This window comes from Reyranella sp. (genome assembly GCF_030651995.1).
Taxonomy (GTDB): Bacteria; Pseudomonadota; Alphaproteobacteria; order Reyranellales; family Reyranellaceae; genus Reyranella.
Genome location: NZ_JAUSBN010000023.1, coordinates 1 through 15,331 on the forward strand (window position 1 = coordinate 1; position 15,331 = coordinate 15,331).

Here is a 15,331-nt window from a genome sequence, read left to right on the forward strand (position 1 = left end):
GAGGCTCTCCACGCCTGCATCGCCGCCTACAACAACACCCCGCGCAAATGCCTTGGGTTCAAGACCCCGGCCGAGGTATTCATCGCTCAACTGTTGCACTTCAAACTTGAATCCACACCCTCGCTGCGCTCGGGATGACAATTTTCCCTATCCCAAATCGCGCGTCATTTTCCCCGGACGGCCCTGCATTCAAATGGGGAAGCGATTGATCACGAACTCTGGCGGTTCGATTTACGTCGGAAAGACTCGAGATCGGCGGCCCGTCACCAGGACGGCAGCGGTCCCTTGAAGATGAAGAAGGCGCCGCCGCAGATCATCGCGAAGCCCACGAGATGGTTCGAGGTGATGCGTTCGCCGAGATAGAGCACCGAGAAGGCGGCGAACACGGTGAGCGTGATCACCTCCTGCATGGTCTTGAGTTCGGCCGCGGAGTAGACGGCATGGCCGTACCGGTTGGCCGGAACGGCGAAGCAGTATTCGACGAAGGCGATGCCCCAGCTTGCCACCACCACCAGCCACAGCGGCTTGTCGGTGAACTTCAGGTGCCCGTACCAGGCGAACGTCATGAAGACGTTGGAGACCAGCAACAGGACGATGGGCGTGATGGTGGCCGGCAACAGGGACATCGATCTGGCTACTCCGGTTTGATCTTGAGCTTCTTGATGAGCGGGACGACCATCTTGTCCTCGGCGTCGAACATCGCCGCGGTCTCCTGCGGCGTGGTCGGATAGGCCTCGGCCGTGAGGTCGGCGAAGCGCTTGACGACGGCGGGATCCTTGAGGACCTTCACCATCGCCTCGTTGATCTTCGCCACCACGTCCGGCGGCATCTTGGCCGGGCCGAACAGCCCGGTGAAGGTCGCGAAGGTGAAGTTCTCGAGGCCCTTCACGCCGCTTTCCTTGAAGGTCGGCACGTCGGGCAGCTGCGGCACGCGCTTGTCCGACGACACCGCGATGGCGCGCAGCTTGCCCGCCTTGATGTTGCCGATGGCGGCGTTGAGCTGGTCGACCTGGGCCGGCACCTGGCCCGCCATCACGTCGATCATGGCGGCGCCCGATCCCTTGTAGTGGACCAGCGTGTACTTGGTGCCAGTGGCCTCGCCGATCAGCTCGATGGCCAGGTGGTTGGTGGTGCCGATGCCGGAGTCGGCGACCGCGAATTTGCCGTCCTTCCCGAGGGCGATGAAGTCGGCCAGGGTCTTGATCGGCGAGCTGGGCGGCACGACGAGGACGGCCGGCACGCGCTGGATATGGGTGATCGGCGTGAAGGCCGTGCGCCAGTCGTAGGGCGCGTTGCCATAGATGGCAGGCACCGCGACCAGCGAGTTGGCCGAGACCAGCAGGCTGGTCCCGTCGGGCGCGGCGCGGGCGACGATGTCGCTGCCGATCATGCCGCTGGCGCCGGCCTTGTTCTCGACGATGACGGTGGTGCCCAGCACCTCGCGCAGCTTGTCGGCGATGATGCGCGCGGTGACGTCGATGTTCCCGCCTGGCGCATACGGCGCCATGATCTTGATCGGTTTGTCGAACGTCTGAGCCAGGGCCGATCCCGACCCGAGAGCGAGGCCGAAAAGGGCCCCGAAAACCGCTATCAGACGCATGAGCTTCCTCCTGTTCATGTTTGGGAGGAGCCTAGAAGAACGTCCGGGGCAGCGCAAAGCTCCCAGCCCGCGCTGCGGATGCTCAGAGTGCCGGCGGCCGGTGCTGCGCCCAGGGCCGTGCGCCTTCGAGCAGGGCGCCCATCCGCAGCACGTCGGTCTCGGCGCCCCACTTGCCCACGACCTGCACCGAGGTCGGCAGGCCGTCGGTGCCGAAGCCCGACGGATAGGCGCAGGCGGGATGGCCGGTCAGGTTGAACGGGTACTGGTAGGAGGTCCAGCCCTGGCGGGTGATGCCGCACTTCACGCCGTCGATCACGACCTCGTCGTTGGCCGCGTCGTGCGTCACGTCGAGCGCAGTGCGCGCGTTGGTCGGCATCACCAGGAAGTCGTAGCGCTCGAACAGCGACTGGATCTTGCGGAACAAGGTCGTGCGCGCGAACTGCGCGTTGCGGAAATCGGCCAGGGTGAACTTGGCGCCGCGTTCCATGAAGGCGAGCGTCACCGGGTCCATCTGGTTCTGCCACTTCGGCAGGTACTGTGCGCAGAAGACGGCGAAGTTCGCCTGGTAGAGGACGCGGCCCTCGTATTCGATCCAGTCGATCTTGTCGGTGACCTCTTCGACCTCGGCGCCCATCGCCTCCCACGCCGCGAGCGCGGCCCGCGTGTTGGTGCGCACGTCGGCGGCCACGCGGGGATTGGCGGTGAGCTCGATGTAGCCGATGCGCACGGCGGCAAGGTCGGCGCCCGCCAGCTTGGGCGACAGCGGCTTCTGCGACGGACCGCTCAGCGTCCACGGGTCCTTGTCGCTGGGTCCCACCAGCACCGAATGCATGATCGCGGCATCGGTGACGGAGCGTGCCAGCGGCCCGGCATAGATGTTGTTGCCGTAGGCATCGCGCGTCGTGTCGCAGGGCACGGCGCCCAGGGTCGGCTTGAGGCCGACCAGGCCCGAACAGGAGGCGGGACCGCGCACCGAGCCCGCGCCGTCGGTGCCGAGCGACAGCGGCCCGAGGCCCGCCGCCACCGCTGCCGCGCCGCCGCCGCTCGAGCCGCCGGGCGTGCGTTCGAGGTTCCACGGGTTGCGCGTGACGCCGAACGGGCCATCGGTCAGGCCCTTCACGCCGAACTCGGGCGTCGTCGCCTTGGCGAAGATGACGGCGCCGGCCTTGCGCAGGCGCCGCACCAGCAGGTCGTCGGCCGCCGCCGGGCCGTTGCCCTCGAAGATCGCCGAGCCGTGGCGCGTCGGCACGCCCTCGACATCGACCAGATCCTTCACACTGATCGGAACACCGTGCAGGGGGCCCAGGGCTTCACCCCGTGTGACGGCATCCTCGGCTTTCTTTGCGTCGCGCCTGGCCTGCTCGACCATCACCTCGCGGAAGCAGTTGATCCTGGGGTTGGCGCGCTCGGCGGCCTTCAGGACGGCGTCGAGATATTCGACGGGCGAAAGCTTCTTGGTACGGATGAGGGCGGCGGCCTGGACGGCCGGGGTGAAGAGAAGATCGGTGTCGGTCATGGCGAGCACACTAGCCCAACCTCGACACGGTCTGCACGCTGCGCTACGCCCGCTGCCGATGTTCTCCCTTCCCGTAATGGCGGCACTCGCGGTCGTGGCCGTCGTGACCTCGTTCGTCTCCGGCATCTTCGGCATGGCGGGCGGGATGCTGCTGATCGGCTTCCTGCTGGTCTTCCTGCCGGTGCCGGTCGCCATGGTGTTCCATGGCGTGATCCAGATCGCGGCCAACGGCTGGCGGGCCTGGCTGTGGCGCCATCACGTGAAGTGGAGCGTCGTGCTGCAGTTCGGCGCCGGCGCCGTCTCCTCGCTGATCGTCTTCTCCTTCTTCGATTTCGTGCCCGACAAGGCGCTGGTGCTGATGGCCGTCGGCCTGATGCCGTTCATCGCGCTCGCCGTGCCGCAGCGCATCGCACCCAACATCGAGCGCGGCGGCCAGGCGTTCCTGGCCGGCGCCATCGGCGGCGCCATCCAGCTCGTCTCGGGTGTGACCGGTCCACTGCTCGACATCTTCTATGTCCGCACCGGCATGACGCGGCAGGTCAACGTGGCAACCAAGGCGGCGGCGCAGGTGCTGGGGCACCTGACCAAGGTCCTCTACTTCGCGATGGTGATCGAGGGCCCGGCCGGCCGCGACCTCGAACAGTGGCTGGTCATGGGCTACGCTGCGGCCTTCGCCGTGGTCGGCACCACCTTGTCGCGCAGCTTCCTCGACCGCATGTCGGACAAGCAGTTCTATCATTGGACGCGCCGCGTGATCCTGGCGCTCGGTGCGGTGTACATAGGGCAGGGGCTTTGGCTGATGGTGACGCGATGAGCGATGTGAAGGATCAGGTCCGGGCGCTGCTCGACCGGCTGCCGGACGATTGCACGTTCGCCGACGTGCAGCGCGGCATCGCGGTCATGATGTGGCCCAAGCGCGCGGATGGCAGTCTCGAGCCGCCCAAGCGCGTGGACCCGGAGGAAGTGAAGCGCCGCCTGCGCGACTGGATGAAATCGGAGGGAGAAAAATGAAGGACCGCGTCTCGATCGACTTCAAGGACGGCGTCGCCGACGTCCGCCTGATCCGCGCCGACAAGATGAACGCGCTCGATCCGGCGATGTTCGAGGGCATCATCGAGGCGGGCGCGAAGCTCGCCACCATGCCCGGCCTGCGCTGCGTCGTCCTGTCGGGCGAAGGCAAGGCCTTCTGCGCCGGCCTCGACATGGGCAGCTTCGCCGCCATGAAGGCCGAAGGCGATGCGGTGCCGGGCGTGCGCGACCTCACCAAGCGCACCCACGGCATCGCCAATCGGCCGCAGCAGTGCGCCTGGCTGTGGCGCGAGTTGCCGGTGCCGGTGATCGCCGCCGTCCATGGCGTGGCCTTCGGCGGCGGCTTCCAGATCGCGCTGGGTCCGGACATCCGCTACGCCACCGCCGACGCGCGCTTCTCGGTGATGGAGATCAAGTGGGGCTTGGTACCCGACCTCGCCGGCACCCAGCTCATGCGCCATCTGGCGCGCGAGGACGTGGTGCGCGAACTCACCTACACCGGCCGCATCTTCAACGGCGTCGAGGCCCGCGAGATGGGCTTCGTGACGCGCGTGGTCGACGACCCGCGCGCCGCGGCGCTGGAAACGGCGCGCGAGATCGCCTCCAAGAGCCCCGATGCGATGCGCGCCAACAAGCGGTTGCTCAACGCCGCCGTCGCGACCGATGCGGCCTCGGGCCTGATGATGGAATCGGTCGAGCAGCAGAAGCTGATCGGCTCGCCCAACCAGCTCGAAGCCATCATGTCCAACCTGCAGAAGCGCGCTGCGAACTACAGGGATTGATCGAGCGGTTTCACCCAAACCACCTCATCCTGAGGAGGTGCGCGCAGCGCGCCGTCTCGAAGGATGGGCAACAGGCGTGGTGCTCGTGCCCACCCTTCGAGACGCGCTCCTCCGGAGCGCTCCTCAGGGTGAGGTGATGTTGGTGAAGGCGGGGCGGGTGACCGCTAACGCCCCTTGAACACCGGCTTGCGCTTCTCGACGAAGGAAGCCACCGCCTCCTTGTGATCGGCGGTACGCGACGACTGGACTAGGCGCTCGGCCTCTCGATAGTGCGCGTCCGCGTAATTGATGTGCAGGGCCTCGTCGAGATTGTCCTTCATGTGACGCAGCGCGACCCTCGGGCCTTCGGCCAGCGACTTGGCGAAGGCGAAGGCCTCGTCCTGCAGCTTGGCGTCGTCGACGACGCGGTTCACCAGGCCGATCTGCTCGCAGCGCTCGGCGCCGACCTTCTCGGAGGTGAACATCAGCTCGCGCGCCCGCATCGGGCCCACGGTGCGCGTCAGCAGCCAGGAGATGCCGTAGTCGCCGGACAGGCCGATCTTGGCGTAGCCGGTGGTGCAGAAAGAAGATTTCGCGGCGATGCGGATGTCGCAGGCCAGCGCAATGGCCAGGCCCGCGCCGGCCGCGGCGCCGGGCAATGCTGCGATGGTGGGCTTGCGCACGGCGACCAGCGCGCCGGTGAGATGCGTCTGGCGCCAGCGCAGATCGGCCAGCCGCTCCTCGTAGCTCATCTGGCCGCGCGGCCCGCGGCCGCCCATGCCCTTCACGTCGCCGCCGCTGCAGAAGGCGGTGCCGGCGCCGGTGATCAGCAGCGCACCGACGGCATCGTCGTCGCCGCGCGCCTTGATCTGGTTGCGCAGCGCCTCGGTGAGGTCGGGCGACATCGCATTGCGCGCCTCGGGGCGGTTCAGCGTGATCAGCGCGACGCCGTCGCGGACGCTGCACAAGAGTTCGGTTGTGCCAGTATCGATTTCCATGTGACCTTCTCCTTGCCATGACATTCCCGGTCACCGAACACACCGTCAAGACCGCCCGCCACACGACGGGCTATCTCGCCTGCGGAGCGAAAGACGCCCCGCTGCTGATCTTCGTCCATGGCTGGCCCGAACTGTCGCTGTCGTGGCGGCACCAGCTCCCGGTCTTTGCCGCCCTGGGGTTCCGCTGCATCGCGCCGGACATGCGCGGCTACGGCCGCTCCAGCACCTACACGCGGCACGAGGATTTCGCCCAGGAAGAGATCGTGGCCGACATGGTCGAGTTGCTGGCATCGCTCGGCCGCGGCAAGGCGGTGTGGATCGGCCACGACTGGGGCAGCCCGGTCGTGTGGAACATGGCGGCGCACCATCCGGACAAGGTGGTGGGCGTGGCGAGCCTCTGCGTGCCCTATCTCCCGACCGGCTTCACGCTCGAGACCGTCGTGCCGCTGGTCGACCGCGCGCTCTATCCCGAGGCGCAGTTCCCGGCCGGGCAGTGGGATTACCAGTTCTTCTACGAGGAGAGCTTCGACAAGGCCTGCGCGGGCTTCGACGCCAGCCCGATCAACGTGGTGAAGGCGCTGTTCCGCAAGGGCGACCCGGCGCGGGTCGGCAAGCCCGCGCCGACCTCGATGGTGCGCAAGGCCGGCGGCTGGTTCGGCGGCGGCGCCTGCCCCGACGTGCCGCGCGATCCCGACGTGCTGACCGAACAGGATATGGAGGCCTATGCCGCGGCGCTGACCAAGAACGGCTTCTTCGGACCGGACTCCTGGTACATGAACCACAGGGCCAACGCGGCCTACGCCGGGCGCGCCACCAACGGCGGCAGGCTCGCCATGCCGGTCCTGTTCCTGCACGGCGCCTACGATACGACCTGCGAGACGATGACCTCTAAGCTCGCTGAGCCGATGCGCCGCGATTGCGCCGATCTCACCGAGGTCGTGGTGCCGTCGGGCCATTGGATGGCGCAGGAACAGCCGGTCGCTGTGAACGCCGCTCTCGCAAAATGGCTGGCGGCGAAGTTGCCCGGTTACTGGAAGGTCTAGACGAGCGATGCGTCGTTCGCGGTTTCTGCTGGCACTCGCCGCCTTGGCCGTGATGTCCGGGATTGGCCCAGCGCAGGCCCTGACGCCGATCTCGCCAGAACAGTTGTTGTGCGACGCGAACACCATTTTCGTGGGACGCGCGATCGAAGCTGCGCCCGCGCGGCGCCGGCCGGATGCGCAGGACGCCAATGGTGTGGACCTCACCATCATGGTCCGCCGGGTGATCGGGCGGAAGGAATTGTCGAGAGAGCCCACTCCGATCCTCGCGCCTGGCGACAGTATCCGGGCCTATGCCCTCGCATCTGTTTCGCCGTATCCAGCGGTGGGCCGCTTCGACGAGAAGGCCGGATTGGCCTTCGTCGGTCCCTACGACAGTCTCGTTCCCGAGACCGACCTGGTGCAGGCCTACAAGGCGGAAGACTTCATCTACGCCGCCCATCTGGCGCCGGGCGTGCGGTCGTTCGTGAGAACCTGGCCGCTCGCCCAGGAAGAATGGGTCAGGAAGACGATGGCGTCCTACGCCAAGATGGGACAGCCCTGTTCGTCGCCGTTTTAGGGTCTCTTCGTCGTCCGCTTGTCGCTCTCGATCAGCATCGTCAGGTCGCCGCTTTCGCCCTCAACGCCGTAAACCGGTCGAGGCTTTCCGGCGGCCAGAGTTCATTGCGATCGTAATATTCCTCGACGGCCGGCACGCCGGCGGGAAGCGCGACCCAGGGCTGCTTGCTCATGGTGAAGATGTGGATGTCGGGCGGCAGGCGGTCGGGCTCGTCGAGCGTGCCGACGCGCACGAAATGGACAGTCGGTCCGGCGCCGGCATAGTTGCTCCACACCGCGATGCGGCATTTCGGGCAACGCGAGATCTTCTGGCCCTTGCCGCTGAGCGTCGGCGTGTCGATCACCTCGACCTCGCCGCCCAGCCGCTCGACCCGGTCGGCCTCGATCATCGCGTTCATCGCGAAGGCGGTCCCCGAATCGCGCTGGCACCAGCGGCAGTGGCAGCAATGCACGAACAGCGGCTTCGATGTGAGCCGGTAGCGCACGTTGCGGCAGGTGCAGCCGCCTTCGAACGTCTCGGTCTTGCTGGTCATCGCGTTCGTCTCCCGGCTAAGGTCCGCGCCTGAAATCATCTGGGCGGAGAGTAGACATGGCCGGACGGCTGCAGGGCAAGGTGGCGGTGGTGACGGGTGCGGCGCCGCGTGGCGAGGGCGTGGGCAACGGCATGGCGACGGCGCTGCTGTTCGCCAAGGAAGGTGCCAGGGTCGTGCTCGTGAACCGCAGTGCCGAGCGCGCCGAGGGACTGGCCAAACAGATCAAGGACGAGGGCGGCGAGGCCTCGGTGTTCGCGGCCGACGTGGCGAAGGTCGACGAGGCCGAGGCGATGGCCGACTTCGCGATGAAGACGTACGGCCGCCTCGACATCCTGCACAACAATGTCGGCATTGGCGGGCCGGGCACGCCCGAGACGGTGACGCTCGAGACCTGGAACAAGGTCCTCGAAGCCAATCTCACGACGACGATGCTGTGCACCAAGTCCTGCCTGCCGCGCATGAAGGAAGGCGGCGGCGGCTCGATCATCATGGTCTCGTCGATCGCCGGCGCCGTCGGCCTGATGGGCAGCGCCGGGGCGGTGGCCTATGCGACGGCCAAGGCCGGCCTGCACGGCTTCACCCTGTCCGTCGCGGCAGACTATGCGACGCAGAACATCCGGGCCAACTGCATCATCGTGGGCTCGGTGCACACGCCGATGGTCGCGCATCTCGGCGCCGAGGCGCGTGACCGGCGCAAGAAGATGGTGCCGATGCAGGTCGAGGGCACGGCCTGGGACATCGCACACGGCGCGGTCTATCTGGCCTCCGACGAATCGCGCTGGGTGACGGGCATCCTGCTGCCGATCGACGGCGGCCTGGTCGCGCTGCGGGCGTGGCCACGATGATCCGGCGCTTGATCGCACTGACGGTCGCGGCCGTCGCGATCCAGACGTGGACGGCCGCCGGTTTCGCGCAGAGCCAGATGGACCTCAACCAGCAGGCGGGAACGGCCTTGAAGGACGCCGACCGGCAATTGAATGCCGCTTACACGAAGCTGCGGACGCGCCTCGGGCCCGAGAGCCGGGCGCGGCTGCAGGCGGCCGAAGAAGCATGGATCCGTTTCCGTGACCTGGAATGCGCCTTCATCGGCGCACCGACCACCGGCGGTTCGATCCACGGCATGATCGTCGCCCAATGCCAGGCGCGCCTCACCCTCGTGCGCGTGAAGGACCTCGAGACCCAGCTCAACTGCCAGGAAGGCGATCTTTCCTGCGTCAGGGAGTAGAGGCAGATACAACGGGCCCCGTCATCCTGAGCGGAGCCGCCCGTAGGGCGGCGCAGTCGAAGGATCTCTTTTCCGGTGCGCGGCGAGTCGAAGCGAAAAGAGGTCCCTCGACTTCGCTTCGCTCCGCTCGGGACGACGGTGGTTTATTTTGCTCTAACCGCGGCACGCCGTTCGTGGTGCCAGGTGTAGAGACCTGACGCCACGATCACCGCGGCGCCGGCCAGCGTCCAGTTGTCGGGGATGTCGCCGAACACGATCACGCCCAGGATCGTGACAAAGACGAGCAGCGTGTAGCTGTAGGGCTGGACGGCGCCTGCTTCGGCATAGTCGAGTGCCTTGATCAGCGAGTAATGCGCCACGGCGCCCAGCAAGGCGATGGCGAATAGCAGTGCCCAGCCCTTCGCGTCCGGCCAGATCCACTGCCACGGCCCGATCAGCGTCGTGGCGCCGAACGCCACGAAGGCCGACCAGACGAGAGTGGTGTCGGGCGTGTCGGTGCGCGAGCAGAGGCGAACCAGGATCTGGTAGCCGCCCCACAGGATGGCGCCGGCCACGGGAAGCAGCAGCGGCCAGTCGAGCTCGCGAAAGCCCGGGCGCACGATCAGCAGCACGCCGACGAAGCCCGCGCCGACGGCCGCCCAGCGCGCCGGCCCGGCCCGCTCGCCGAGGAACAGCACGCCGAGAGCGATCACGATCAGCGGCGAGGTGGCGGCGACGGCGTGGGTGTCGGCCAACGGCAGGTAACGAAAGGCCAGCACGAACACCGCGCTTTCGATGACCGCCAGCAGGGCGCGGCCGAATTGCAGCGCCGGCCGCGCCGAGCGCGCGGCGGCGCGCAGGCCGCGGCGGCGCACGACCACCCAGGCGAACAGACAGAAGACGGCGTAGCGCACCCACATCATCTGGCCGACCGAATAGTCGGCCACCATCCACTTGGTGATGGTGTCCATGCTGGCGAAGCCCAGCATGGCGAGCATGGTGAAGGTCGCGCCGCGCGATGTGTCGTTGCGGCCGGTGGCGGCCGCTGGCGGCGTCATTCGGCGGCGGCCACGCGCTGCGCCGGCGGGCGGAAGGCGGGGATCACGCGCTCGGCGAAGAGCCTCAGGCTCTTCATCGTCTTCTCGCGTCCGTAGTAGGGCGGGTAGTGCAGCAGCAGCGAGGTCATGCCGGTGCGCGCCTGCATCTCGCGCAGCCGCGCGATCACCGTCTCGGCCGAGCCGTGCAGCAGCGTGGTGTTCAGCAGATCGTCGTAGCTGAGCTGGGTGCCTTTTTCCGAGACCGAGCCGAGATAGCCGGCCGTGCCGGTGCCGCCGAAATGCGCGATGTGGCGGACGATCGCCTCCTCGGTCTCGGCGCGCGCCTGGGCATCGGTGTCGGCGATGTAGACCCAGCGTGCGATGTCGATCTGGCCGGCGGCGGGATTCCTGGCCCGCTCGGCCGAGGCCGTCGCCAGCTCACGCTTGTAGAGTGCGGTCTGGGCCGCCAGCGTCTCGATGCCCGGCAGGGTCGACAGCATCAGGCCGAAGCCGTTGCGGCCGCAATAGCCGATCGAGCGGTCGGTGCCGCCCGCCATGTAGAGCGGCGGATGCGGCATCTGCACCGGCTGCGGCAGCATCTCGTAAGGCTCCGCGACGGTGCCGCTGAAGTACTTGCCCTTGTGGTCGTAGCGATGGCGGTGGAAGGCGTCGAACATCAGGCCGACCGCCTCCTCGACCATGTCACGGCGGCCCTCGAAATCCTTGCCGAGCCCCACGAACTCGTAGGGGCGATAACCCGATCCGATGCCCAGCATGACCCGGCCGTTCGACAGGATGTCGACGAAGTTGGCGTTCTCGACGACGCGGATCGGATCGTAGAGCGGCAGGGTGATCACGCCGGAGGCCAGCTTGATGCGGCTGGTCTTCGCGGCGAGGTAGGCCATGTAGGCGAAGCAGTCCGGCATGATGCCGTAGCTGGTCGAGAAATGGTGCTCGGCGATCCAAGCGGTATCGTAGCCCAGCCGTTCCGCCTCGACGATTTCGTCGGTCGTGCGCGCATGCACGGCGCGGTGCGGGTAGGGCTCTTCCTTCGGATTGGGATGCGAGGTGAAGAGGACGCCGAATTCCATGCCGTGCTCCTGCAGCTTCATTCCAGCTTGATGCCGGTATCCTTCACCACCTTCGCCCAGTTTTCGACCTCGCGCGCGCGCCACGTATCGCTCTGCGCGGGCTTGTAGAGGACCGGTTGGGCGCCGAGCTCCTTCAGCCGCGCCGCCACCTCGGGGATCTTGGTCGTCTTGTCGATTTCGACATAGAGCCGCTCCAGCACTTCCGGCGGCGTGCCCTTGGCGGCGAGGAAGCCCTGCCAGCTTCCGGTGACGAAGTCCTTGATGCCGGCCGCCTCGATCACGGTCGGAAGCTCCGGCGCCAGCTCGTTGCGTGTGGCGCTCGACACCGCCAGACCGCGCAGCTTGCCGCTCTTCACGTGCGGCAGGGTGGCGATCATGCCGTTGAACAGCGCATCGGCGTGGCCGCCCGCGACCTGCTGGATCGCTTCGGCGCCGCCCTTCATCGGGATGAAGGTGATCTTGAGACCGAGCGAGTGGGCGAACAGGGCGCCGGCCAGATGCGGCGCGCTGCCCAGTCCGGCGGTCGCATAGTTGAGCTTGTCCGGATTGGCCTTCGCGAAGCTGATCAGCTCGGCCACGGTCTTGTACGGACGGTCGGGCGAGGCGGCGAGCAGGTGCGGCGTGTAGGCGAGCACGGTGACGGCGTTGAAATCCTTCGCCACGTCGAACGGCAGTTTCATCACCGAGGGCGAGATCGTGAGGTTGCCGAGATCGGTGAGAACCAGCGTGTAGCCGTCGGGTGTGGACTTGGCGATCATGTCGACGGCGATGTTGCCGTTGGCGCCGGTGCGGTTCTCGACGATGACGGATTGACCGAGCCCCGCCTGAAGGTGCGGCTGCATCAGCCGCGCGAGAATGTCGGACGTGCCGCCCGGCGCATAGGGAATGATGATGCGGACCGGTTTGGCGGGGAACGCTTGGCCGCGGGCGCCCGTCACGATCGACGGCGCGGCCACCGTGGCGCCGGCGCTGATGAGAAGATGTCTGCGGCGCATGTTTCTCTCCCTCAAATGCTTGTTTTGCCGGCACTTTACGGAGAGGGCGGCGGGAAGGCCAGCAATCCGCTTGACTCCGCTGCGCTGCACCATCATATACGCGCCAGCCCGCAACTACGTGGGCTTCCAAGATTTCTCGCGATCGCGCGACGCGCCCCATGGTTTGTGACGGCGCCTCATCCCGAGACAATCCCCCAAGACAAGAGCCGTCCCAGCCGCGCGCGGGAACGGGCCTAAAGCCGCTACAGATGTGCGTGCCCAGAAGGTACGCCGGCGGCAAGTAAGGATTTTCAGTGAGTGAAGTTACGTTTGCGGACCTCGGTTTGGCCGAGCCGCTGCTGCGTGCATTGACTGCAGCAAACTACACCGTGCCGACGCCCATCCAGGCGCGCACGATTCCCGCCCTGCTGCAGGGCCGTGACGTGCTGGGTATCGCCCAGACCGGCACCGGCAAGACAGCGGCGTTCGCGCTGCCCGTGCTGCAGCTTCTGTCCGAGTCGAAGGAACGCGCCCAGCCCAAGAGCCCGCGCGCCCTCGTGCTGGCGCCGACCCGCGAGCTCGCGGTCCAGATCGCCCGCAGCTTCGACACCTACGGTCGTGGCCTCGGCCTGCGCCTCTGCACCGTCGTCGGCGGCCTGGGTTATGGCCGCCAGATCGAGACCCTGGCGCGCGGCGTCGACATCCTGATCGCCACGCCCGGCCGTCTGCTCGACCTGGTCGAGCGCGGCAACGTGAAGCTCGGCCAGGTCAGCTTCTTCGTCCTCGACGAAGCCGATCGCATGTTCGACATGGGCTTCATCCGCGACGTCCGTCGCATCGCGGCGTCAGTCGCGAAGAACCGGCAGACGCTTCTGTTCTCGGCCACCATGCCGAACGACATCGCCAAGCTCTCCTCGGAGATCCTGAAGAACCCCGAGAAGGTCGAGATCGCGCCCCAGGGCCGCACCGTCGAGAAGATCGACCAGCGCGTCTACTTCGTGAACTCGGCCAACAAGCGCACCCTGCTCAACCATCTTCTGACCGACGAGGCCCTCGAGCGGGTCATCATCTTCACGCGCACCAAGCGCGGCGCCAACCGCGTTGCCGAGGCGCTGGAGGATCGCGGCGTGCGCTCCGAAGCGATCCACGGCAACAAGTCGCAGAACGCCCGCCAGAAGGCGCTCGACAATTTCAGCCGCGGCAAGGCTCGCGTCCTGGTCGCGACCGATCTCGCGTCGCGCGGCATCGACGTGCAGGGCGTGACCCATGTCATCAACTTCGAGCTGCCGGCGGATGCCGAGAGCTATGTCCATCGCATCGGCCGCACCGCGCGCGCCGGCGCCTCGGGCATCGCCATCTCGTTCTGCGACGGCAGCGAGCGCGGCCAGCTCAAGGGAATCGAGCGGCTGACCAACCAGCGCATCCCGGTCGTCCCGACGCCGGCCAACGAGGATATGCCGCAGCTGCCGCCGACCAAGGCGCGCGCTGAGAACGATGACCGCGATGACCGTCGCGACGAGCGTCCCCGCGAAGGTCGCGGTGGTCCGCGTGGTCCCGGCCGTCCCGCTGGCGGCCGTCCCGGCGGTCATCGCTCGTTCGGTGATCGCGCCAGCCATGATCGCTCGCGCGGCGACCGTCCGCCGGCGCATGCCGACGGCCAGGCCCGCGGTGGCGACTTCCGGGAGGCCCCGCACGGCGAGCGCCCCCAAGGTGAGCGTCCGCGTGGTCCGCGCCCGCAGGGTGATCGCCCGTTCGGTGACCGCCCCCATGGTGATCGTCCGCAGGGCGACCGCTTCGATCGCGCGCAAGCTGGTCGTCCGCACGGTGACCGTCCGAACGGCGATCGTCCGCAGGGTGACCGGCCGCGGTCGTTCGGCGATCGTCCGAACCACAACGGTGGCAGCGGCCACTATGCGCCCCGACCGCACGGGGACCGTCCCCAGGGCGACCGGCCGCAAGGCGATCGCCCTGCCGGCGATCGTCCGCAGGGTCCGCGTCCCCAGTGGAAGGGTCGCCGCTTCGGCGGCGGCGGTGGTCGCGGCCGCGCCGCCTAGCTGAGAATTCCTTCCTCGCGGAAGATTTCCAGGCACTTCGAAAGAGCGCGCTCATAACGGGCGCGCTCTTTTGCCATCGAGGCATCGTCCCAGTCGAAGAAGCCGCCCTTGGTTTTGAAGCCGATGCGGCCTTGGTCGACGTTGCGCTGGAGCACCGGCGGCGGCCCGTCCGAATTGTTGAGATCGGGCCAGATGATCTTGGCGACGGCGCAGGTCGTGTCCCAGCCGGAATGCTCCTTCTGGGTAATCGGGCCGGCGGCGGCGTAGCGGAAGCCGAAGGAGAGGCGCACGGTGGCGTCGATATCCTCGGGCGAGGCGACGCCTTCCTCGATCAGCCACAGTGCCTCACGCATCAGCGCGCCCTGGATGCGGTTGCCCAGGAAGCCGATCACGTCCTTCTTCACCTGGACCGGTCGCTTGCCCAGTGCGCGCATGATCTCGCCGACGTTTTCGGCCAGCGTCACGTCGGTGTGGACGGAACGCACCACCTCGACCAGCGGGATCAGGTGCGCCGGCATGAAGAAGTGCAGACCCATCATGCGATCCTGACTCGCGAGGCCCTTGCCGATCTCGCTGATCGGGAAGCTCGACGAGTTCGAGGTGAGGGGCACGCCGGGACGGGAGAGCCGCTCCAGGTCGGCGAAGATCTTCTGCTTCAGCGCCAGATCCTCGGTCACCGTCTCGACCACGATGTCGATCTGCGCCCACGGCGCCTCCTCGAGGGTCGCATAGGTCGCGAGGCCCGAGACATCGTCCGGCTTTCCCATTGCCTGGAGCGCGCGGGATGTCGCCGCAGGCAGCCCGTCGCGGGTCGAGGCCGAGCGCGACACGACGTCCACTTTCCAGCCGCCACCCAGGAACATGGCGATGATTCCGACGCCCATCGTGCCGCCCCCCAGCACCAGGGCGTGTCGTTCGCTTTGCGGCATTCCTTTT

At 67.4% G+C, this 15,331-nt stretch carries 17 protein-coding genes; 8 read left to right on the top strand and 9 right to left on the bottom strand.

Features of this window, described 5'->3' with window-relative positions; translation table 11 throughout:
- Positions 1-263: 263 nt before the first annotated feature.
- From Q7V45_RS05930 to Q7V45_RS05940, 3 genes are all read right to left on the bottom strand, one after another.
- Positions 264-626, bottom strand: a complete 363-nt coding sequence (locus tag Q7V45_RS05930) for a DMT family protein (protein WP_304848524.1) — start codon at positions 624-626, stop codon at positions 264-266.
- A gap of 8 nt (positions 627-634) precedes the next feature.
- Positions 635-1,600, bottom strand: a complete 966-nt coding sequence (locus Q7V45_RS05935) for a tripartite tricarboxylate transporter substrate binding protein (RefSeq protein ID WP_304848527.1) — start codon at positions 1,598-1,600, stop codon at positions 635-637.
- A gap of 82 nt (positions 1,601-1,682) precedes the next feature.
- Positions 1,683-3,116, bottom strand: coding sequence for an amidase (locus Q7V45_RS05940; RefSeq protein ID WP_304848530.1), 1,434 nt, complete (start codon positions 3,114-3,116; stop codon positions 1,683-1,685).
- Between Q7V45_RS05940 and Q7V45_RS05945 the strand changes: the two genes are divergently transcribed.
- The 3 genes from Q7V45_RS05945 to Q7V45_RS05955 are packed head-to-tail and all read left to right on the top strand — an operon-like array spanning position 3,115 to position 4,927.
- The gene (locus tag Q7V45_RS05945; RefSeq protein ID WP_304848533.1) at positions 3,115-3,930 is read left to right on the top strand and encodes a sulfite exporter TauE/SafE family protein; all 816 of its coding nucleotides are present in this window, start codon (positions 3,115-3,117) and stop codon (positions 3,928-3,930) included. The genes Q7V45_RS05940 and Q7V45_RS05945 overlap by 2 nt on opposite strands.
- Positions 3,927-4,127 (top strand): hypothetical protein, encoded by a 201-nt coding sequence (locus Q7V45_RS05950; RefSeq protein ID WP_296323624.1) that lies wholly within the window; start codon positions 3,927-3,929, stop codon positions 4,125-4,127. The genes Q7V45_RS05945 and Q7V45_RS05950 overlap by 4 nt, the downstream gene beginning before the upstream one ends.
- Positions 4,124-4,927, top strand: a complete 804-nt coding sequence (locus tag Q7V45_RS05955; protein ID WP_304848539.1) for a crotonase/enoyl-CoA hydratase family protein — start codon at positions 4,124-4,126, stop codon at positions 4,925-4,927. Before Q7V45_RS05950 ends, Q7V45_RS05955 begins: the two co-directional genes overlap by 4 nt.
- A gap of 164 nt (positions 4,928-5,091) precedes the next feature.
- Here Q7V45_RS05955 and Q7V45_RS05960 read toward each other — a convergent pair whose 3' ends face one another.
- Complete coding sequence (locus tag Q7V45_RS05960; RefSeq protein ID WP_304848541.1) at positions 5,092-5,904, bottom strand: enoyl-CoA hydratase-related protein; 813 nt, start codon at positions 5,902-5,904, stop codon at positions 5,092-5,094.
- 17 nt (positions 5,905-5,921) lie between these two features.
- Here Q7V45_RS05960 and Q7V45_RS05965 point away from each other — a divergent pair, with 17 nt between their 5' ends.
- Entirely contained in the window at positions 5,922-6,947 is a 1,026-nt protein-coding gene (locus Q7V45_RS05965) for an alpha/beta hydrolase (protein ID WP_304848543.1), read from the top strand.
- A 7-nt stretch (positions 6,948-6,954) separates the two neighbouring features.
- Positions 6,955-7,503, top strand: a complete 549-nt coding sequence (locus Q7V45_RS05970) for a hypothetical protein (RefSeq protein WP_304848546.1) — start codon at positions 6,955-6,957, stop codon at positions 7,501-7,503.
- A gap of 40 nt (positions 7,504-7,543) precedes the next feature.
- Here Q7V45_RS05970 and Q7V45_RS05975 read toward each other — a convergent pair whose 3' ends face one another.
- Positions 7,544-8,035 (bottom strand): GFA family protein, encoded by a 492-nt coding sequence (locus Q7V45_RS05975; RefSeq protein WP_304848549.1) that lies wholly within the window; start codon positions 8,033-8,035, stop codon positions 7,544-7,546.
- A 56-nt stretch (positions 8,036-8,091) separates the two neighbouring features.
- Here Q7V45_RS05975 and Q7V45_RS05980 point away from each other — a divergent pair, with 56 nt between their 5' ends.
- Positions 8,092-8,880: an SDR family NAD(P)-dependent oxidoreductase gene (locus tag Q7V45_RS05980; protein WP_304848552.1), complete on the top strand. Its 789-nt coding sequence runs from the start codon at positions 8,092-8,094 to the stop codon at positions 8,878-8,880.
- On the top strand, positions 8,877-9,260 hold the full coding sequence (locus Q7V45_RS05985; protein ID WP_304848555.1) for a lysozyme inhibitor LprI family protein: 384 nt from the start codon (positions 8,877-8,879) through the stop codon (positions 9,258-9,260). The genes Q7V45_RS05980 and Q7V45_RS05985 overlap by 4 nt, the downstream gene beginning before the upstream one ends.
- A gap of 143 nt (positions 9,261-9,403) precedes the next feature.
- On the opposite strand, the gene Q7V45_RS05990 is transcribed toward Q7V45_RS05985, so the two are convergent.
- The 3 genes from Q7V45_RS05990 to Q7V45_RS06000 are packed head-to-tail and all read right to left on the bottom strand — an operon-like array spanning position 9,404 to position 12,362.
- Positions 9,404-10,297, bottom strand: coding sequence for a DMT family transporter (locus Q7V45_RS05990; protein WP_304848558.1), 894 nt, complete (start codon positions 10,295-10,297; stop codon positions 9,404-9,406).
- Positions 10,294-11,367 carry an LLM class flavin-dependent oxidoreductase gene (locus tag Q7V45_RS05995; protein WP_304848561.1) on the bottom strand — a complete coding sequence of 358 codons (1,074 nt, stop codon included), beginning with the start codon at positions 11,365-11,367 and terminating at the stop codon, positions 10,294-10,296. Before Q7V45_RS05995 ends, Q7V45_RS05990 begins: the two co-directional genes overlap by 4 nt.
- A gap of 17 nt (positions 11,368-11,384) precedes the next feature.
- A complete protein-coding gene (locus tag Q7V45_RS06000) occupies positions 11,385-12,362 on the bottom strand; it encodes a tripartite tricarboxylate transporter substrate binding protein (RefSeq protein ID WP_304848564.1) in 978 nt (325 codons plus the stop codon).
- A 293-nt stretch (positions 12,363-12,655) separates the two neighbouring features.
- On the opposite strand from Q7V45_RS06000, the gene Q7V45_RS06005 reads away from it, so the two are divergent.
- A complete protein-coding gene (locus tag Q7V45_RS06005; RefSeq protein ID WP_304848567.1) occupies positions 12,656-14,395 on the top strand; it encodes a DEAD/DEAH box helicase in 1,740 nt (579 codons plus the stop codon).
- On the opposite strand, the gene Q7V45_RS06010 is transcribed toward Q7V45_RS06005, so the two are convergent.
- Complete coding sequence (locus Q7V45_RS06010; RefSeq protein ID WP_304848570.1) at positions 14,392-15,324, bottom strand: 3-hydroxyacyl-CoA dehydrogenase family protein; 933 nt, start codon at positions 15,322-15,324, stop codon at positions 14,392-14,394. The genes Q7V45_RS06005 and Q7V45_RS06010 overlap by 4 nt on opposite strands.
- Positions 15,325-15,331 lie beyond the last annotated feature (7 nt).